At 67.7% G+C, this 16,996-nt stretch carries 16 protein-coding genes and 1 tRNA gene; 10 read left to right on the top strand and 7 right to left on the bottom strand.

Annotation, left to right across the window (positions count from 1 at the left end; translation table 11 throughout):
- Positions 1 to 63: 63 nt before the first annotated feature.
- A complete protein-coding gene (locus tag GON01_RS03925; RefSeq protein ID WP_157026074.1) occupies positions 64 to 729 on the top strand; it encodes a hypothetical protein in 666 nt (221 codons plus the stop codon).
- Here the strand turns inward: GON01_RS03925 and dnaE are convergent.
- From dnaE to GON01_RS16560, 6 genes are all read right to left on the bottom strand, one after another.
- Complete coding sequence (gene dnaE, locus GON01_RS03920) at positions 722 to 4,231, bottom strand: DNA polymerase III subunit alpha (protein WP_157026073.1); 3,510 nt, start codon at positions 4,229 to 4,231, stop codon at positions 722 to 724. The genes GON01_RS03925 and dnaE overlap by 8 nt on opposite strands.
- A 90-nt stretch (positions 4,232 to 4,321) precedes the next feature.
- Positions 4,322 to 6,484, bottom strand: a complete 2,163-nt coding sequence (locus tag GON01_RS03915; protein ID WP_157026072.1) for a family 1 glycosylhydrolase — start codon at positions 6,482 to 6,484, stop codon at positions 4,322 to 4,324.
- A gap of 81 nt (positions 6,485 to 6,565) precedes the next feature.
- The gene (locus tag GON01_RS03910; protein WP_157026071.1) at positions 6,566 to 7,045 is read right to left on the bottom strand and encodes a glutathione peroxidase; all 480 of its coding nucleotides are present in this window, start codon (positions 7,043 to 7,045) and stop codon (positions 6,566 to 6,568) included.
- A gap of 11 nt (positions 7,046 to 7,056) precedes the next feature.
- Positions 7,057 to 7,731 (bottom strand): ABC transporter ATP-binding protein, encoded by a 675-nt coding sequence (locus GON01_RS03905; RefSeq protein WP_157026070.1) that lies wholly within the window; start codon positions 7,729 to 7,731, stop codon positions 7,057 to 7,059.
- On the bottom strand, positions 7,724 to 8,974 hold the full coding sequence (locus tag GON01_RS03900) for a lipoprotein-releasing ABC transporter permease subunit (protein WP_157026069.1): 1,251 nt from the start codon (positions 8,972 to 8,974) through the stop codon (positions 7,724 to 7,726). Before GON01_RS03900 ends, GON01_RS03905 begins: the two co-directional genes overlap by 8 nt.
- A 156-nt stretch (positions 8,975 to 9,130) precedes the next feature.
- Positions 9,131 to 9,430 (bottom strand): hypothetical protein, encoded by a 300-nt coding sequence (locus GON01_RS16560; RefSeq protein ID WP_181599877.1) that lies wholly within the window; start codon positions 9,428 to 9,430, stop codon positions 9,131 to 9,133.
- A 106-nt stretch (positions 9,431 to 9,536) separates the two neighbouring features.
- Between GON01_RS16560 and GON01_RS03895 the strand changes: the two genes are divergently transcribed.
- From GON01_RS03895 to GON01_RS03860, 8 genes are all read left to right on the top strand, one after another.
- A tRNA-Pro gene (locus GON01_RS03895) sits at positions 9,537 to 9,613 on the top strand.
- Between the two features lie 247 nt (positions 9,614 to 9,860).
- Entirely contained in the window at positions 9,861 to 10,400 is a 540-nt protein-coding gene (locus GON01_RS03890) for a glycoside hydrolase family 108 protein (protein WP_157026068.1), read from the top strand.
- A 47-nt stretch (positions 10,401 to 10,447) separates the two neighbouring features.
- Complete coding sequence (locus GON01_RS03885; RefSeq protein WP_157026067.1) at positions 10,448 to 10,861, top strand: holin family protein; 414 nt, start codon at positions 10,448 to 10,450, stop codon at positions 10,859 to 10,861.
- A gap of 137 nt (positions 10,862 to 10,998) precedes the next feature.
- Positions 10,999 to 11,643, top strand: a complete 645-nt coding sequence (locus GON01_RS03880) for a queuosine precursor transporter (protein WP_157026066.1) — start codon at positions 10,999 to 11,001, stop codon at positions 11,641 to 11,643.
- Positions 11,644 to 11,664: 21 nt separating this feature from the next.
- Positions 11,665 to 12,555 carry an acetylglutamate kinase gene (gene argB / locus GON01_RS03875; RefSeq protein ID WP_232328649.1) on the top strand — a complete coding sequence of 297 codons (891 nt, stop codon included), beginning with the start codon at positions 11,665 to 11,667 and terminating at the stop codon, positions 12,553 to 12,555.
- 57 nt (positions 12,556 to 12,612) lie between these two features.
- Positions 12,613 to 12,909, top strand: coding sequence for a YggT family protein (locus tag GON01_RS03870; RefSeq protein WP_157026064.1), 297 nt, complete (start codon positions 12,613 to 12,615; stop codon positions 12,907 to 12,909).
- Complete coding sequence (gene folD, locus GON01_RS03865; RefSeq protein WP_157026063.1) at positions 12,897 to 13,799, top strand: bifunctional methylenetetrahydrofolate dehydrogenase/methenyltetrahydrofolate cyclohydrolase FolD; 903 nt, start codon at positions 12,897 to 12,899, stop codon at positions 13,797 to 13,799. The genes GON01_RS03870 and folD overlap by 13 nt, the downstream gene beginning before the upstream one ends.
- Positions 13,796 to 14,416 carry a MarC family protein gene (locus GON01_RS03860; protein WP_157026062.1) on the top strand — a complete coding sequence of 207 codons (621 nt, stop codon included), beginning with the start codon at positions 13,796 to 13,798 and terminating at the stop codon, positions 14,414 to 14,416. The genes folD and GON01_RS03860 overlap by 4 nt, the downstream gene beginning before the upstream one ends.
- Here the strand turns inward: GON01_RS03860 and GON01_RS03855 are convergent.
- Complete coding sequence (locus GON01_RS03855) at positions 14,409 to 16,211, bottom strand: AcrB/AcrD/AcrF family protein (RefSeq protein WP_157026061.1); 1,803 nt, start codon at positions 16,209 to 16,211, stop codon at positions 14,409 to 14,411. The two genes, GON01_RS03860 and GON01_RS03855, sit on opposite strands and share 8 nt — an antisense overlap.
- Before the next feature lie 55 nt (positions 16,212 to 16,266).
- Here GON01_RS03855 and GON01_RS03850 point away from each other — a divergent pair, with 55 nt between their 5' ends.
- A complete protein-coding gene (locus GON01_RS03850) occupies positions 16,267 to 16,992 on the top strand; it encodes a class I SAM-dependent methyltransferase (RefSeq protein ID WP_181599876.1) in 726 nt (241 codons plus the stop codon).
- Positions 16,993 to 16,996 lie beyond the last annotated feature (4 nt).

Below are 16,996 nucleotides of genomic sequence, written 5' to 3'. Positions count from 1 at the left end.
GCTGACGGTTTGTCTCGCGCGAAAATGACGCTAGGCTGCAGCCGCTCCCGGAGTTTCGTTTCGATGGCTTTACGACTTGCTGGTTTCGCTGCCGCTGCTTTCCTCGCCATTTCCCCCGCCGCCGCACCCGCCGCCTTTTTCTGGAAGGCGCCCGATCTGCATGGCGAGCCGGTGACCGGGGCTGAGCCGGGCATCCTGACCGGCACGCTGCCGGGCGCGACGCCAGCCGAGCTGCGCGCGGCGCTGGTCTGGAACCTGCGCTCCGGCCTCAACGTCGCGGCGCTGCAATGCCAGTTCGAGCCGACCCTGCTCACGCGCAATCAGTATAACGCGATGCTCGACAATCATCGGGCGGAGCTGGCCAACGCCTATCAGGTGCTCAGCGACTATTTCAAACGCACCGACAGGAAGAACGGCCAGACCAAGCTGGACCAGTACGGCACGCGCACCTACTCCAGCTTCTCGACCGTCCTGGCTCAATACACCTTCTGCGAGACGGCGAGCGAGATCGGCGCCGAGGCGATCTTCGCGCCGCGGGGCCAGCTCTACAAAGTCGCCGAGAACCGCATGCGCGAGCTGCGCAAGAGCCTCGTGCTTGCCGGCGAGCAGCAATTCCGCTTCTGGATCCCGCCCCAGGCGGCGGTGATGCTGCCGCCGCTCGACGATCGCTGCTGGAAGAACGGCAAATTGCGCAGCCGCAGGAACTGCGACTGGATCGCGGTCAGCTGACCAGCGCCAGCTTCGGCAACTCGGCCGCCTTCAGGGAAACGCCCAGCACGCCGGGCAGCCGCTCGATCCGCGCCGCCAGCTCCGCATCGAGATGGAAGTCGCGGCCCAGCCGCAGGTCCACTTCGCCCGCTTGTGTCTTCGCGACCAGCCTGAGCTCGCCGCGGCCGCCCCGCGACGGTTCCGCCAGCGCCCGCAGTCCGGCGATGGCGCCCGGGCCATCCAGCTCCACCTGCAGTACCAGGCGCGTGTTGGCGGTCAGCGTCTCGAACGGGCGGATGGCGCGGATGGTGACGCGCGGCGTCTCCTCGCCCGCGCGCTTGTCCAGCTCGACCGACAGCAGCCCGCACCCGCCGGTGCGCGCCGCTTCCTCCAGGTCCTTCGCCGCGGCTTCGTCGAAGCAGCTGGCGACGAACTGGCCCGACGCGTCGGAACAGGTGGCGAGCAGATAGCGCCGGCCCTTGGCCGAGGTGCGCCAGCGCACGTCCTCGACCAGCCCCGCCATCGTGCCGGGCACGCGCTCCTCGCCGATGTTCGCGCCGCACATCGCGCCATAGCTCTTCGCGCCATGCGCATCCGCCAGATGCCGGTAGCGGTCGATCGGATGCGCGGAGAAATAGAAGCCGAAGGCCTCCTTCTCCTGCGTCATGCGCTCGGCAAGCGACCAGTGCGCATTCTGCGGCAGCTTGATCGCGGCGACGCTCGCCTCGTCCATGCCGAACAGTCCGCCCTGCCCGCTGCTCCGCTGGTTCTCGGCCTGTGCGGCGATCGCCAGCATCGTCTCCGCGACTGCGAACACGCCGGCGCGCATCGGCTCGATCGCATCGAACGCGCCGGCGCCCGCCAGGCTCTCCATCTGCCGCCGGTTGAGCAGCTTGGGATCGACGCGGTTGGCGAAATCGTCGAGCGACTTGAACGCCCCGCCGGTCCGCCGCTCCTCGACCAGCAGCTCCATCGCCCGCTCGCCGACATTCTTCAGCGCACCGAGGGCATAGCGCACGGCCAGCCCCTCGCCCGCCGTCTCCACCGCAAACTCCGCCTCCGATGCGTTCACGTCGGGCGGCAGCATGGCGACGTCCAGCCTGCGCATGTCGTCGACGAACACGCCCAATTTGTCGGTCTGCGCCATGTCGTAGCACATCGACGCGGCGTAGAATTCGTGCGGGTGGTGCGCCTTCAGCCAGGCGGTCTGATAGGCAAGCAGCGCATAGGCCGCGGCGTGGCTCTTGTTGAAGCCGTAGCCCGCGAATTTGTCGATCAAGTCGAACAGCTCGTTCGCCTTGTCGGCCGGGATGTTGTTCACCTTGGCGCAGCCCTCGACGAAGATCGCGCGCTGCGCGTCCATCTCCGCCTTGATCTTCTTGCCCATGGCGCGCCGCAGCAGGTCGGCGCCGCCGAGCGAGTAGCCGGCGAGCACCTGCGCCGCCTGCATCACCTGTTCCTGATAGACGAAGATGCCGTAGGTCTCGGCCAGGATCGTCTCGAGCAGCGGGTGCGGATATTCGACCCGCGCGCGGCCGTTCTTGCGGTCGCCGAACAGCGGGATATTGTCCATCGGGCCGGGGCGGTAGAGCGAGACGAGCGCGATGATGTCGCCGAAATTGGTCGGCTTCACCGCCGCCAGCGTGCGCCGCATCCCTTCCGATTCCAGCTGGAACACGCCGACCGTGTCGCCGCGCTGGAGCAGCTGATAGACTGCTTCGTCGTCCCACGACAGCGCGTCGAGATCGATGGAGACGCCCCGCTTCGCGAGCATCTGCACGGCCTTTTTCAGCACCGACAGCGTCTTCAGGCCCAGGAAGTCGAACTTCACCAGCCCGGCGCCTTCGACATATTTCATGTCGAACTGGGTGACTGGCATGTCGGAGCGCGGATCGCGGTACAGCGGGATCAGCTCGGCGAGCGGCCGGTCGCCGATCACCACGCCCGCCGCGTGGGTGGAGCTGTGGCGCGGAAAGCCTTCCAGCTTCATCGCCAGGTCGAACAGCCGCTTCACTTCGCGGTCGTTCTTGTATTCCGCGGCAAGCTCGGAGACGCCGTTCAGCGCGCGCTCCAGCGTCCAGGGGTCGGTCGGGTGGTTCGGCACCAGCTTCGCCAGCCGGTCGACCTGGCCGTAGCTCATCTGCAGCACGCGGCCGGTATCCTTCAGCACCGCGCGCGCCTTCAGCCGCCCGAAGGTGATGATCTGGGCAACAGTGTCGCGGCCGTAACGCTGCTGGACGTAGCGGATCACCTTGTCGCGATGCGTTTCGCAGAAATCGATGTCGAAGTCGGGCATCGACACGCGTTCCGGGTTCAGGAAGCGCTCGAACAGCAGACCCAGCTTGATCGGGTCCAGATCGGTGATCGTCAGTGCCCAGGCGACGACTGATCCGGCGCCCGATCCACGCCCCGGCCCCACCGGAATGTCGTTCGCCTTCGCCCATTTGATGAAGTCGGCGACGATCAGGAAATAGCCCGGGAACCCCATCTGGATGATGACGTCGAGCTCGAACTCGAGGCGGGCGAAATAGTCGGGGTATTTGGCCTTCAGCCTTTCCGGATCGGTCTCTCCAAAACCGGGGGCGGACAACTCTTCGATTTTCCGCAGCCTCTCGACCAGCCCCGCCCGCGCATCCTCGCGCAGCTTGGCCGCTTCGCCTTCGCGGTCGCCGGCGAGGCTGGGCAGGATCGGCTTGCGCTTCGGCGCCGCCACCGCGCAGCGCTGCGCGACCACCAGCGTGTTCGCGATCGCCTCCGGCAGATCCTCGAACAGCTTCTGCATTTCGCCGAGCGGCTTCAGCCAGGCATCGGCGGAGCTTTTCCGGCGATCGTCGCTGTCCAGATAGGCGGAGTCGGCGATGCACAGCATCGCGTCGTGCGCGGCGTGGAAATGCTCGTCGCCGAAGCAGCATGGGTTGGTCGCGACCAGCGGCAGGTCGTGCGCATAGGCGAGGTCGATCAGGTGCTTCTCGGCGCGGGCCTCGACCTCGTTCATCCGCCGCGACAGCTCGATGTAGAGCCGGTTGGGGAACAGCCGTTCCAGCCGGTCGACATAGTCGATCGCCTCCGCCGCCTGTTCCTCGGCGAACAGCCGGGCAAGCGCCCCTTCGGCGCCCGCGGTCAGGCAGATCAGCCCGTCGGTCTTCCCCGAGAGCGATTCGAAGGAAACGTGCGGGTCCTGCTCGATCGGGCGGTCCAGGTGCGCGGCCGAGACCAGCTCGCACAGATTGCGATACCCGGCCTCGTCCTGCGCATAGAGGGCGAGCCAGTCGAGCGCCGGCGGCGCGTCCCCGCGCGGCGGGCGCGCCACGCCCAGCATCGCGCCGATGATCGGCTGCACGCCTTCCTTCATCGCGGCCTCGGAAAAGGCCATCGCCGCATAGAGCCCGTTGCGATCAGTTAGCGCCGCCGCAGGAAAGCCGTGGCGCTTGGCGAGCTTGACGATGTCCTTCGGATCGAGCGCGCCTTCGAGCATCGTGTAGGCGGAAAAGATGCGGAGAGGCACGAACGGCGCGTGAGGCATGACCCCTGTATGGGGAGGCGAAGCGATTCAGGGAAGGAAAAGCCTAGGGTTATCCCCGCTTTCCCTGCAAACCTAGGCCGCCCGTCGATCCTAGGCCGCTTCCGCCGTCCGGCGCGCGCGGTGGCGGGCGAGCGCATCCTCCAGCTTCGGCAGCAGCTGCCCGTAGCGGGAACCGAGCGGCACATAGGCCGGTCGCCGCGCACGCCAGCCGAGATCCGCTGGCCGGGCCGGCCGCACCAGCCGCGCGTCGAGGTCGAGCGCATCGGCGACGCGCCGGCCGAAGTCGAACCAGCTGACCGGTTCCTGGTTGGTCAGGTGCCAGATGCCTTTCTCCTCGTCGATCAGCAGATCGAGGCTGGCATGGACGAGATCGGGAACGAAGGTCGGCGTTACGATGAAGCCTTCGGCCGCGTCGACCGGCCGCCCCTGGCGCAGCTCGCGCTCGACCCAGACCGCGAAATTATAAGCATCGAACGGCGAGAAGAAGGCCGCGGTGCGCACCACCAGCGCCTCCGGCAGAGCAGCGAGCACCCGCTCCTCGCCGGCCGCCTTGCTCGCGCCATAGACGTTCAGCGGCTTCGGCGCGTCGTCTTCCAGATAGGCGTCGTTCTTGGCGCCATCGAACACCAGGTCCGACGAGAAGACGGCGTAGCGAAGGCCGCGTTCCGCACAGGCCGCCGCCATCAGCGCAGCGCCGTCGGCATTGGCGCGGAAGCAGGCCTCGCGCGCGTCCTCGGCATCGTCGACGCGGACCCAGCCGGCAGCGTTGATGACCGCCCAGGGCTGGTGCTCGTCCAGCGCCGCCGCGATCGAGCGCGGATCGTCGATCGCGCAGGCGGCGCGGTCGGTCAGCACATGATCGAGCCCGCGCAGCCGGCACGCGCGCGCGATCGCCCGCCCCAGCGTGCCGCTCGCGCCGGTGACGAGGATCGGCGGTCCGCCGCGATCATCCATCTCGGGCTGCCTTTCGGTCCAGACATAGGGCGCGTGCTCCAGCCGCACGTCGCGCCGCCACCAGCCGCGGCGGCCGAGCGTTGGGTGCCGCTCGGTCCAGGCCCGGGCCTCTGCGTCGCCGCCGAGTGCCTTCAGCACGCGCGCGAGCGCGGTCGGCCGCGGGGTGCCCGACCGCACGTCGAACACGCCGCCTTCATAATGGTTGGCCGGAACCGTCAGCAGGCTGCACCAGTCGTAATTGCCCAAGAGCGCCCAGGCGGTCAGCGCGCGAATGTCCACGCCCTCCCCGGCCAGCCGCTCGCAGGTCGCCCAGCTCTCGACCAGCCAGCGCATCTGCTCCTCGCGCGTGCAGCCGAGATGGCTTTCGGTGACGGCGAGCGGACGCTCGTAGCGCTCCCACGCCTGGCGCAGCACCGATTCGAGTCCCGGCGGCGGCGGGTCCATCACCCGCGCGGCGGTGAAGTCGTGGAACCCGACCGCCGGCTTCACCAGGTCGGGATAGCGTTCCAGCCGATGGTCGAGAAAGCGGTCGCTGGTGATATAGTGGTTCACGCCGATCACGTCGGGCGGGCAGGGATCGGCGACGATCGCGCGCACCCGCGGCGCCAGGCCCGCCGTCTCGATCGCCGGCCAGAAGTAATGCGCTTCATCGACGCGGCCTGTGAGCAGGTCAAAGCCGAGCCAGCGGCGATGATTGTAGTGCTCGGCCACGCCGGCGAGCTCCGGCGTCGCATAGGTGTCGCCCAGATCATCGGTCTGCACCAGCCGCGCCGCAGGGTTCACCCGCCGGATCGCCCGCATCGCCGCGATCGTCGCCTCGACTTGCGTGACCAGGGCGGTCAGGAATAGCGCCTCGTCCTGCCCGTGCGGATACCAATGGCCGTAGAGGCCTGCGAACCGCGCGGTCGTCAGCGGCTCGTTGACCGGCGTCCAGTCCTCGACCCACGGGTAGCGTTCGGCCACCGCGGCCGCATAGTCGGCGAACAGGCGCGGCATGTCGGGATCGACCAGGCTCGTGTAATGCGGGCCGCTGCCGTGGTGCAGCAGCCCGACGATCGGGCTGATGCCGAGCCGCCGGAGCTCGGCCAGCCGCGCGTCGCTCCAGCTGAAATCATAGTCCCCCGGCCGTTCGGGTCCGGCCCGCTCCCACAGCACCGGGTAGCGCAGGCGCCGGATGCCCAGTTGGGCGAAGAGCTGCAGATCCTCGATGCGGTCGTCGTGTCCGGTCAGCCGGCTCTGGTCGCAAAAGCGGTCCTCGACCCGATTGACCGTGCATTCATGGCCGCCCCAGAGCTCCATCGGTTACCTCGTTTTCCGTTGATCCCGCCCACACAACGCGGAACCTTCGGATTCGACGCAACAGAAATTATGGTGGGCCGTTCAAAGTAAACGTTGAATGTCGCGTTCGATGTCCTGAGGCTTGGTCGTCGGCCCGTAACGATGGGCGACGTTGCCGCCGCGATCGACAAGGAACTTTGTGAAGTTCCACTTGATCGACGTCAGGCCCATTACCCCGGGCGCTTCCTTCTTCAAATGCTCGTAGAGCGGATCAGCCTCGGGTCCATTCACGTCGATCTTCGCGAAGATCGGAAAGGTCACGTCGTAGTTCAACGAGCAGAAGGACGCGATCTCTTCCGCATTTCCGGGTTCCTGCTGGCCGAATTGGTTGCAGGGAAAGCCGAGCACCGCGAAACCCTGGTCCTTGTATTTGCGGTGGAGCGCCTCCAGCCCCGCATATTGGGGCGTGAAGCCGCATTTGCTGGCGACGTTCACGATCAGCAGGACCTTGCCCTGGTAGGCGCCGAGCGACTCGGTGCCGCCATCCGGCGCCGTGACGTCGAAATCGGTTACCGTCGCCATTGCGTCGCCTCCTATTCCAGCCGGCCTTCGTGGAGCCGCAACACCCGGTCCATCCGCAGCGCCAGCCGCTCGTTATGGGTCGCGACCAATGCCGCCGACCCTTCGCCCCGGACCAGCCGCAGGAACTCATCGAACACCACGTCCGCGGTCGCCTCGTCGAGATTGCCGGTGGGCTCGTCGGCCAGCACCAGCGCCGGCCGGTTGGCGAGCGCGCGGGCGACGGCGACGCGCTGCTGCTCGCCGCCAGAGAGCTGGCTCGGGCGATGCGTCAGCCGGTGGCCCAAGCCCAGCGCGCCGAGCAGCGCTTCCGCCCGGGTCCGCGCATCGCCCGGCTCGGCGCCGCGGATCAGCTGCGGCAGCACCACATTCTCGGCGGCGCTGAAGTCGGGCAGCAGGTGGTGGAATTGATAGACGAAGCCGATCCGGTCGCGGCGCACCGTGGTGCGCGCGTCGTTGTCGAGCCGGGAGACTTCCTCGCCGCCGATCCGGATCGAGCCGCCGAACCCGCCCTCCAGCAGGCCGACCGCCTGCAGCAAGGTCGACTTGCCGGAGCCGCTCGGCCCCAGCAGCGCGACGATCTCGCCCGGCGCCACGCCCAGGTCGACGCCGCGCAGCACCTCGATCGTCGCGTCCCCTTGCGTGAAGGATCGCGTCAGGCCTTGGGTGGCCAGCACCGGCTCATTCATAGCGCAGCACCTGCACCGGGTCGGTGCTCGCCGCCTTGAACGCGGGATACAGCGTCGCGAGGAAGCTCAGGAACAACGCCATCAGCACGATCGCGGTCACCTCGACCGGGTCGGTCTTGGCCGGCAGCTCGGTCAGGAAGCGGATCGACGGGTCCCACAGATTCTGCCCCGTCACCAACTGCACGAAATTGACCACCGCCTGGCGGTAGAACAGGAACACCGCACCCAGGATCAACCCGGCGACGATGCCGAGCGCGCCGATCGTAACGCCGATCGTCACGAACACCTTGATCAGGCCGGCGCGGGTCGCGCCCATCGTCCGCAGGATCGCGATGTCGCGTGTCTTCGCGCGCACCAGCATGATCAGCGACGACAGGATGTTGAACACGGCGACCAGCACGATGATCGACAGCACCACGAACATCGCCACCCGTTCCACCTGCAGCGCCTCGAACAGCGACGCATTCATCTGCCGCCAGTCTGTGATCATGCCCTGGCTGCCCACCTTGTTGACCAGCGGGTGAAGGATTTCGGCCACATGGTCGGGATCGGTCGTCTGCACCGTCACCATGCCGACCGCGTCGCCCAGCATCAGCAGCGTCTGCGCATCCTCGATCGGCATGATCACGAACGCCTTGTCATAGTCATAGACGCCGACCTCGAAGATCGCCGCGACCCGGTAGGCCACGATTCGCGGCACCGTGCCGAACGGCGTGGTCTGGCCGTCGGGGCTGATCAGGCTGATCGAATCGCCGACCCGCGCGCCCAGCATGTCGGCCAGCCTGGCACCGACCGCGACATTGCCGCTGCCCGGCGTCAGCGCCTTCAGGTCGCCGTCGATCACCTTGCCGTCCAGCACCGGATTGTTGCGGATGTCCTGGACCCGCATGCCGCGCGCGAGCACGCCTTCGACGCGGCCCTGGTAGGTCACCATCAGCGGCTGCTCGATCAGCGGGGTTGCCGAGACCACGCCGGGCGTCTTGCGCGCTTCCTCCAGCACGTCGCGCCAGCCGGGCAACCGGCCGCCATAGCCCTGGATCACGGCATGGCCGTTCAGCCCCACCACCTTGTCGAACAGCTCGGCGCGAAAGCCGTTCATCACGCTCATCACGATCACCAGCGCGGCGACGCCCAGCATCACCGCAACCAGGCTGATCGAGGCGACCAGCGCGATGAACGCCTCGCCCTTGCCCGGCAGCAGATAGCGTCTGGCGATCATCCGCTCATAGCGCGACAGGATCATTTTTCGTGGAACCAATTCGGAAACGGGACTTGCGTCTAGGCTGCCGCCGAGAGCGCCGCAAGCAGGCGTGTTGCGCCGAAGCCACAGGTTCGCGCAATTTACATGAACCTGAGATAAACGGGCATGACTCTTTCGGAAAGCTGACATAGCCTTCCCTCATTCGAAGCGCAGGCTGTTGAAAATGGCCGTGGTTCGGGGAGAGCAGTCGCTCCGCAGGGCCTCTTGAAGGGGAGCAGGCCCAGGCGTTGAGAGACGGCTTTCAAGGGGGCTGACGGCAACGTCACGCGGGTGCCCGGGTCGGAAACGGTCCGGGCATTCGCTTGTCTGGGCCGCCCCGCTGCCTTCCCGCGAAAGCGGGAAACCAGCTTCTTCTTTCTCTTCCTTCGTGCCCTTTGTGATCTTCGTGCGAAGATAATCTGGCTCGCACCAGAGCACGAAGCTCACGAAGAAGAACATCCGATCCTTCCGCATCGAACCATCAGGGAGGAGAGCCTTGCCTTCCGCGGCCTTCCGCCATAAGTCCGCGCCTTCCGCCGGAGCAGCGCTCCAGCGAAGCCAAGGTCGGGGCGTAGCGCAGCCTGGTAGCGCATCACACTGGGGGTGTGGGGGTCGCTGGTTCGAATCCAGTCGCCCCGACCATTTCGGTCCTCCCCTCGCAACGCGAGGGGAGGGGGACCGCTCGGCGGAGCCGAGTGGTGGAGGGGCCGCGCCGCAGGCGCGGTCAACGCCTCCCTACTTCCCAAGCTCTGACGGCGCTCGCGCCGCCCCTCCACCACGCTTCGCGTGGTCCCCCTCCCCTGCGCAGCAGGGGAGGAGTTTTTCGCTGTCCTACACGTAACCTATTTGGTTATGTTCCCGAGTCGCAAGGACACAGGAGCAGCAGCCAATGGACATCGACTCCCTCATCGACGCGCTGATCGAGCGCGAAGGCGGCTATGCCGATCACCCCGCCGATCGCGGCGGGCCGACGCGATTCGGGATCACCGAGACGGTCGCGCGCGCGAACGGCTATGACGGCGCCATGCGGCACCTGCCGCGCGACACCGCCGCGGCCATTTATCGCCGCCTCTACTGGACACGGCCGCGCTTCGACGCCGTCGGCGAACGCGCGCCCTCCATCGCCGCCGAATTGTTCGACACCGGCGCGAACATGGGCCCAAAGGTCGCAGCCGCTTTCCTCCAGCGCGCGCTGAACGCGCTCAATCGCGGCGCCCGCGACTATGCCGACATCGCGGTCGACGGCCGGATCGGCCCCGCCACGCTGGCCGCGCTCGACGGCTTCCTTCGTCGCCGCGGACGCACGGGCGAAACGGTGCTGCTGAAGGCGATCGAGGCGCTGCAGGGGGAGCGCTATCTGCGCCTCGCCGAAAGCCGCCCGGCCAACGAGGCATTCCTCTACGGCTGGCTTGCGAACCGGGTCGGTTAGATTTTTTGCGCTACGTGCCGTCAATTTTGTTACCTTTGGAGATACCCATGCCTCTCATCGAATCGCTGGTCGGCCCGATCGCCGGCCTGATCGACAAGATCATCCCCGATCCCAAAGCACGCGACGCCGCCAAGCTGGAGCTGCTGAAGCTACAGGGCACGCAGGACCTGCAGACGCTGCAGACCCAGCTGTCCGCGATCGTCGCCGAAGCTCAGTCGGCCGATCCCTGGACCAGCCGCGCGCGCCCGAGCTTCCTCTATGTGATGTACGCGCTGCTGCTGTGGTCCATCCCGATGGGGCTGATCGCCGCCGCCGCGCCCGAGGCGGCCGGCCACATCGCCGCCGGCATGACTGCCTATCTGAACGGCATCCCCGAGCCGCTCTACATGCTCTTCGGCACCGGCTATCTCGGCTACACCGCGGCCCGGCAATGGGGAAAGACGAAGGGCGTGGATCGTTGATCGTCATCCCGGGCTTGACCCGGGCCCCACCTTCCTTCTCGCGCTCGGGAGGAGAAGATGGGCCCCGGCTCAGCGCCGGGGTGACGGCGCGGGGCTAAACTCTTTCGCGCTTCCCCCAAAGCCGCTAACCGCCGCACATGCTCGAACCCTCCGCGCGAACCGGCGCCATCCCGCCGTCCCTCTTCGCCTTCTCGATCTTCTACGGCGGCATGGTCTGCATCGCGGGCGTGCTCGGCAACAAGCAGGTCGCATTGGGGCCGCTGGCGGTGGAGGCGGGCATCTTCGCCTTCCTGCTGCTGGTCGTCACGTCCAGCGCGGTCGCGGAGCTGCACGGACGCACCCGCGCCAACCGGCTGGTGCAGATCGGCTTCATTCCGCTGATCGTCTCGCTGCTGCTGTCGATGATCGTGTACGCGCTGCCGCCCGCCCCCGACATGGACCCGGCGCGGCGCGACGCGTTCCAGCTGATGATGGGCGGAACCTGGCGGATCTGGGTCGGCGGCATCGTCGCCTATGGCGTGTCGCAGACGCTGAACGTCACGCTCTTTTCGTGGCTGAAGGGGCGCGAGGGCGCGCACCTCCTCTGGCTCCGCGCCGGTATCGCCTCGATCCTCAGCCAGATCGTCGACACCTTGCTGTTCGTCACGATCGCGTTCCTCGGCGTGTTCCCGATCGGCGAGCTGCTGCTCGGCCAGATGCTGGCGAAGGTTGTGCTCTCGGCGGTGCTGGTGCCGGCGCTGATCTACCTGTTCGTGGGCCTTGGCCGGCGGCTCGACCGTTAGGGCCGGATGCGAGTTCGACCGATGTACGATCCTACCAACCTGATCGCCCGTGCCGACATATTGATCGAGGCGCTGCCCTATATGCAGCGCTATGCCGGCCAGACCTTCGTCGTGAAATATGGCGGGCATGCGATGAGCGACCCGGCCGCGGCGGCCAGCTTTGCCGAGGACGTGGTGCTGCTGAAGGCGGTCGGCATCAATCCGGTCGTCGTCCACGGCGGCGGCCCGCAGATCGGATCGATGCTCAGCAAGCTGGGCGTGAAGTCGGAGTTCGTGTCCGGCCTGCGCGTCACCGACGAACAGACTGCCGATGTGGCCGAAATGGTCCTGTCGGGCGCGATCAACAAGGAAATCGTGGCCCATATCGGCCAGGCGGGCGGCAAGGCGGTCGGCATCTCGGGCAAGGACGGCCGGCTGGTCCAGGCCCGCAAGCTCGAGCACCGGGTTTACGACGCGGAGCGCGACGAGGAAACCGAGGTCGACCTGGGCTTCGTCGGCGAGCCGGTGGCGGTCGACCGCACGCTGATCGATCATCTGGAGATCGCCGGCATGATCCCGGTGATCGCCCCGATCGGCATCGGCGCCGACGGGGAGACCTACAATATCAACGCCGACACTATGGCCGGCGCGATCGCCGCCGCGCTGGGCGCCGCGCGCCTGTTCCTGCTGACCGACGTGGCGGGCGTGCTGGACAAGCAGGGCGACCTGCTGACCGACCTCACGCCGGCCGACATCACCCGGCTGCGCGCCGACGGCACGATCAGCGGCGGCATGATCCCGAAGCTCGAAACCTGCCTCAACGCAGTCGAGAATGGCGTCGACGCGGCGGTGATTCTCGACGGGCGGGTGCAGCATGCCGTGCTGCTGGAAATCTTCACGCGCGCCGGCGTCGGCACTCTCGTCAGAGTCTGATGCTGGCAACACACCCCGGCTTCGGCTATCCCGGCGGCAAATCACTTCGAGGACCCCATGTGCGCGATCGCTCAGATCATCCAAATTCTCCTGACCGCGATCTGGTGGATCATCATCATCCAGGCGATCATGTCCTGGCTGATCGCCTTCAACGTCATCAACACCTACAATGACTTCGTCCGCTCGGTCTGGGTCGCGCTCGACCGGATGACGGCGCCGCTCTACCGGCCGATCCGCCGGATCATGCCCGACCTGGGCGCGCTCGACCTGTCGCCGCTGGTCGTTCTGCTGGCCCTGACCATCATCGATCGCGTCTTCATGCCGCGGCTGCTGGTCAGCGCATGCCTGGTGTGAGCACGGCCGCGATCATCGACGGCGCCGGCTTCGCCGCCGGATTGCGCGCCCGCGTGGCGGAGGGCGTCGCGGCCTTTCGCGAACGCACCGGCCGCGCGCCCGGGCTCGCCGTGGTGCTGGTCGGCGAGGACCCAGCCAGCCAGGTCTATGTCCGCAACAAGGGGCGCGCGACCGCGGAGGCCGGCATGGTCTCGATCGAGCACAAATTGCCGGCCGAGACGTCGCAGGCCGACCTGCTGGCGTTGGTGCGTGAGCTCAATGCCGATCCTTCGGTCGACGGCATTCTCGTGCAGCTGCCGCTGCCGGCCCAGATCAACGAGAATGCGGTGATCGCGACAATCGACCCGGACAAGGACGTCGACGGCTTCAACCCGGTCAATGTGGGGCGGCTGGCGAGCGGGCTGCACGGCTTCGTTCCCTGCACGCCGCTCGGCTGCATCATGCTGCTGAAGGACCGGCTGGGCGACCTGTCAGGCCTCGACGCGGTGGTGGTCGGCCGTTCGAACATCGTCGGCAAGCCGATGGCGCAGCTGCTGCTCAAGGAGAATTGCACCGTCACTATCGCCCATAGCCGCACCCGCGACCTGCCCGCGATCGTCGGCCGCGCCGACATCGTCGTCGCCGCGGTCGGCCGCCCGCGCATGATCCGCGGCGACTGGTTGAAGCCGGGCGCGACCGTGATCGACGTCGGCATCAACCGCGTGCCCGCCGACGAGCCGGGCAAGACCCGCCTGGTCGGCGACGTCGCCTTCGATGAAGCGCTCCCCGTCGCCGCCGCGATTACGCCGGTGCCCAAGGGCGTCGGCCCGATGACGATCGCGGTGCTGCTCAGGAACACCCTGGTCTCCGCCTGCCGGCGGGAGCGGGTGCCGGTGCCCGAAGGGCTATGATCGATCTCTTCATCGCCGCGTTCGCGACCTTGTTCGTGGTGATCGACCCGCCCGGCTGCGCGCCGATCTTCGCCAGCCTGACCGCGGGCGCGACGCCGCAGCATCGCCGCGCGATGGCGATCCGCTCCAGCGTCGTCGCCGGCCTGATCCTGCTCGCCTTCGCGATCTTCGGCGAAGCGTTCCTGCACGCCCTGGGCATCAGCCTCGACGCGTTCCGCATCGCCGGCGGCATCATGCTGTTCCTGATCGCGCTGGAGATGGTGTTCGAGAAGCGGCAGGAGCGGCGCGAGCACCGGGCCGAGGACGTGAAGGCCAGGCCCTCGCACGAGGACATCTCGATTTTTCCGATGGGCATCCCGATGATCGCCGGGCCCGGCTCGATTGCCTCGGCGATGCTGCTGATGTCGCGCGGCCATGGCATCGCCGAAGACCTGGTGGTGCTCGCCGCGCTGGCGCTGGTGCTGCTGCTGACCCTGCTGGCGCTGCTGCTCGCCGGGCCGCTGATGCGGCTGCTCGGCTACCGGCTGGAGGCGATGATCACGCGCGTGCTGGGCGTGATCCTGGCGGCGCTCGCCGTGCAGTTCGTCATCGACGGCATTCGCGCCAGCCTCACTTGATGCGCCACAACCAATAGGGCGAGCCCTTGGGCAGCGGCACCGGCTCCAGCCATGGGAAGCGCTTGCCGCGCTCCAGCTGGGCATAGAATCCCTTGGGGCTGCGCGAGCGGTAGAGCGTGGATTCGGACATATAGGGGCAGACCAGCAGCAAGGTCGCTCCGTGCCGCTTGGCGATCGCCCGCGCCTGCTCCGGTGGCCCGTCGAACGCGTGGTGGATGTCCAGGATCGCCTGCTGGTTGCGGTGATACGGGCCGGCGATCGCCTTGTGGTGGGTGACGGTGATCAGCCGCGGCCCGAGGTCGACGAACGTCATCACCGTCGCCGGCGGCAGCAGCGCGATCGGGTGCAGCGAAGGCAGGGTCGGGCAGGTGCGGTTCGCGCGCTCCACCTTGTCCCAGAACGCCTTGTCCTTCTTCTGCTCCTTGGGCAGCAGCGGGAACACGCCATAGCTGGCGATGCCGGATACGAGCAGGAACGCGCCGACGATGCCGAATACCCGCACCGGCATCCGCTTCGACGCCGCGAACCAGGCGATCAGGTGCCAGCCGAGGAACGCAGCGCCGGTGACGCCGATCAGCTGTGCCGCCGGGCCCGCGCGCACCTGCCAGAACAGCATGCCGACCGAGAACAGCGACAGCACGACGATCGAGGACCAGCAATAGACCGCCTCGTCGCGGCGCGCGCGCCAGATCGCCCAGCCGGCGCCGATCAGGCCGATCGTCGGCACTGTCAGCGCGGCGATGATCGTCTCCGCATTCTGCATGTAGATCGGGCGCGCCTCGCGCACGTTCGACAGCCACAGCTTGTAGAGCTCCGGCGAGACGCCCTCCAGCCGGCCGCGGCAATGCGGCCAGGTGAACCAGTAGAAGCCCGTGGCGACCGCGCCCGCGCCCAGCGCCCAGAGCAGCCGCGCCGGCCACCGCGCGGGGTCGATCTGGCTCAGCAGCATCAGCCCGGCGCAGCCCACCAGGATCGTCGACAGCCACACCGGGGACAACGCGTCGCAGACCGGCGCACGGTTCGCATAGGAAGCGAAGACCGCGAACGCGAGCGCGGAGGCTGCCGCGAACGAGACGGCATAGGAGACCAGGCGCGGCTTCGCTTCCTGGCGCCAGATCCAGCGCAGCGCGATCGAGCTGCCGGCGACGGCGATGTACGGCAACAGCTCGAGCCCGATCGCCAGCGACAGCGCGCTGGCAATGCCGACCGTGATGCCGCCACGCACGCGCTCGGGATCGGCCAGACCCGCGATCGTCAGCATCAGGAAAGCAAGCTGCCAGCCGTGATGGTCGATCCGGAGCGGCCGGAACATGTCGAGCGCGACCTGGCAGCACAGCACCATGCCGCACGCGACCAGATAGGCGCGCGGATGGATCAGCCGCCGCGCGGTGAGCGCCGCCGCCACCAGGGCCAGCAGCAGCGGAATCAGGGGCGCGATCGCGACCGCGGCCTGCTCGGCGATCCTGCCGCCGAAGAATGGCCGCACCAGCAGGATGATGCCGGCGATCGGCAGGTCGACCAGTCGCGACCAGTGGATGTCGAAGCCCTGGGGCGGGTTCAGCTTGTACTGGCGAAGATCGTACCAGCCCTGCCCGTTCAGCCAGGCGCGAACCTGGCTGATCCGCATATTGTCGTCGGTGTCGCCGAGCGAGAACCAGTGGATGCCGCCCCAGCGCTGCCACAGCAGCCACACGCAGGCCGCGAGCCAGATGGCGACCGTGACCGATCGCCAGTGCCGCGCGAGCAAGTCTCCCGCCGCGTTCGCCCGCTCCGCCCCGCCCGCGCCTGTTTCCATTTGCCCCCGTTGGCATTAGGACCGCTCGCGAACAAGGTGTGAGAGCGAGAAGCGCGTGGAACGAGCGGTCTTCGACCGGATGGCTGAACTCGACGAGCGCCATTGGTGGTACCGCGCCCGGCGCGACATTCTGGCCGATGTGATCCGCCGCGAAATCCCGTTGCCGGCGCCGGCTCGCATCCTGGAAGTGGGTTGCGGCACCGGCCACAATCTCGCGATGCTCGGCCGGTTCGGCCAAGTGGACGGCGTCGAGCTGGACGCCCCGGCCCGCGCATTGGCTGAGCGGCGATCCGGCCGGCCGATCCTCGATTCCCGGTTGCCCGAGCTGGCCGGCATTGAAGACGGGGCCTACGACCTCGTCGCCGCGCTGGACGTCGTCGAGCATGTCGACGAGGACCGGGCGTCGCTGAAGGGAATGGCGGACAAGCTGAAGCCTGACGGGCGCATCCTCGTCACCGTGCCGATGCATCCCTGGATGTGGACTGCCCATGACGTGGTCCATCACCATAAGCGGCGCTATACCGCGCGCGGCCTGCGCCAGGCGATCGAAGGTGCCGGCCTGCGCGTCGATCTGCTCAGCCCGTTCAACAGCCTGCTCTTTCCTCTCGCGGCGGCTGCGCGGCTGGTCGGCAAAGCCACCGGCAAGCAGAGCAGCGACGACGCATTGCCGCCGGCGCCGGTCAACAAGCTGTTCGAAACGATTTTCGGCCTAGAGCGCCACCTGGTCGGCCGCCTGCCGCTGCCGACCGGGGTATCGCTGCTCGCCATCGCCAGGCGCTAAGGTT

Origin of the sequence: Sphingomonas horti (assembly GCF_009753715.1) — a bacterium.
GTDB lineage: Bacteria > Pseudomonadota > Alphaproteobacteria > Sphingomonadales > Sphingomonadaceae > Sphingomonas_B > Sphingomonas_B horti.
Note: the sequence above shows the minus strand (reverse complement) of the source record. Positions and strands in the feature narration are given on the sequence as shown.

What these genes read in the sequence shown, in the direction of transcription:
- GON01_RS03925 (WP_157026074.1), top strand. Translation starts at nt 64, where the DNA reads ATGGCTTTACGACTTGCTGGTTTCGCTGCCGCTGCTTTCCTCGCCATT.
- GON01_RS03880 (WP_157026066.1), top strand. Translation starts at nt 10,999, where the DNA reads ATGCTCGAACCCTCCGCGCGAACCGGCGCCATCCCGCCGTCCCTCTTC.
- GON01_RS03900 (WP_157026069.1), bottom strand. Translation starts at nt 8,974, where the DNA reads ATGATCCTGTCGCGCTATGAGCGGATGATCGCCAGACGCTATCTGCTG.
- argB (WP_232328649.1), top strand. Translation starts at nt 11,665, where the DNA reads ATGTACGATCCTACCAACCTGATCGCCCGTGCCGACATATTGATCGAG.
- GON01_RS03855 (WP_157026061.1), bottom strand. Translation starts at nt 16,211, where the DNA reads ATGGAAACAGGCGCGGGCGGGGCGGAGCGGGCGAACGCGGCGGGAGAC.
- GON01_RS16560 (WP_181599877.1), bottom strand. Translation starts at nt 9,430, where the DNA reads ATGTTCTTCTTCGTGAGCTTCGTGCTCTGGTGCGAGCCAGATTATCTT.
- dnaE (WP_157026073.1), bottom strand. Translation starts at nt 4,231, where the DNA reads ATGCCTCACGCGCCGTTCGTGCCTCTCCGCATCTTTTCCGCCTACACG.
- GON01_RS03915 (WP_157026072.1), bottom strand. Translation starts at nt 6,484, where the DNA reads ATGGAGCTCTGGGGCGGCCATGAATGCACGGTCAATCGGGTCGAGGAC.
- GON01_RS03890 (WP_157026068.1), top strand. Translation starts at nt 9,861, where the DNA reads ATGGACATCGACTCCCTCATCGACGCGCTGATCGAGCGCGAAGGCGGC.
- GON01_RS03905 (WP_157026070.1), bottom strand. Translation starts at nt 7,731, where the DNA reads ATGAATGAGCCGGTGCTGGCCACCCAAGGCCTGACGCGATCCTTCACG.
- folD (WP_157026063.1), top strand. Translation starts at nt 12,897, where the DNA reads ATGCCTGGTGTGAGCACGGCCGCGATCATCGACGGCGCCGGCTTCGCC.
- GON01_RS03885 (WP_157026067.1), top strand. Translation starts at nt 10,448, where the DNA reads ATGCCTCTCATCGAATCGCTGGTCGGCCCGATCGCCGGCCTGATCGAC.
- GON01_RS03910 (WP_157026071.1), bottom strand. Translation starts at nt 7,045, where the DNA reads ATGGCGACGGTAACCGATTTCGACGTCACGGCGCCGGATGGCGGCACC.
- GON01_RS03860 (WP_157026062.1), top strand. Translation starts at nt 13,796, where the DNA reads ATGATCGATCTCTTCATCGCCGCGTTCGCGACCTTGTTCGTGGTGATC.
- GON01_RS03870 (WP_157026064.1), top strand. Translation starts at nt 12,613, where the DNA reads ATGTGCGCGATCGCTCAGATCATCCAAATTCTCCTGACCGCGATCTGG.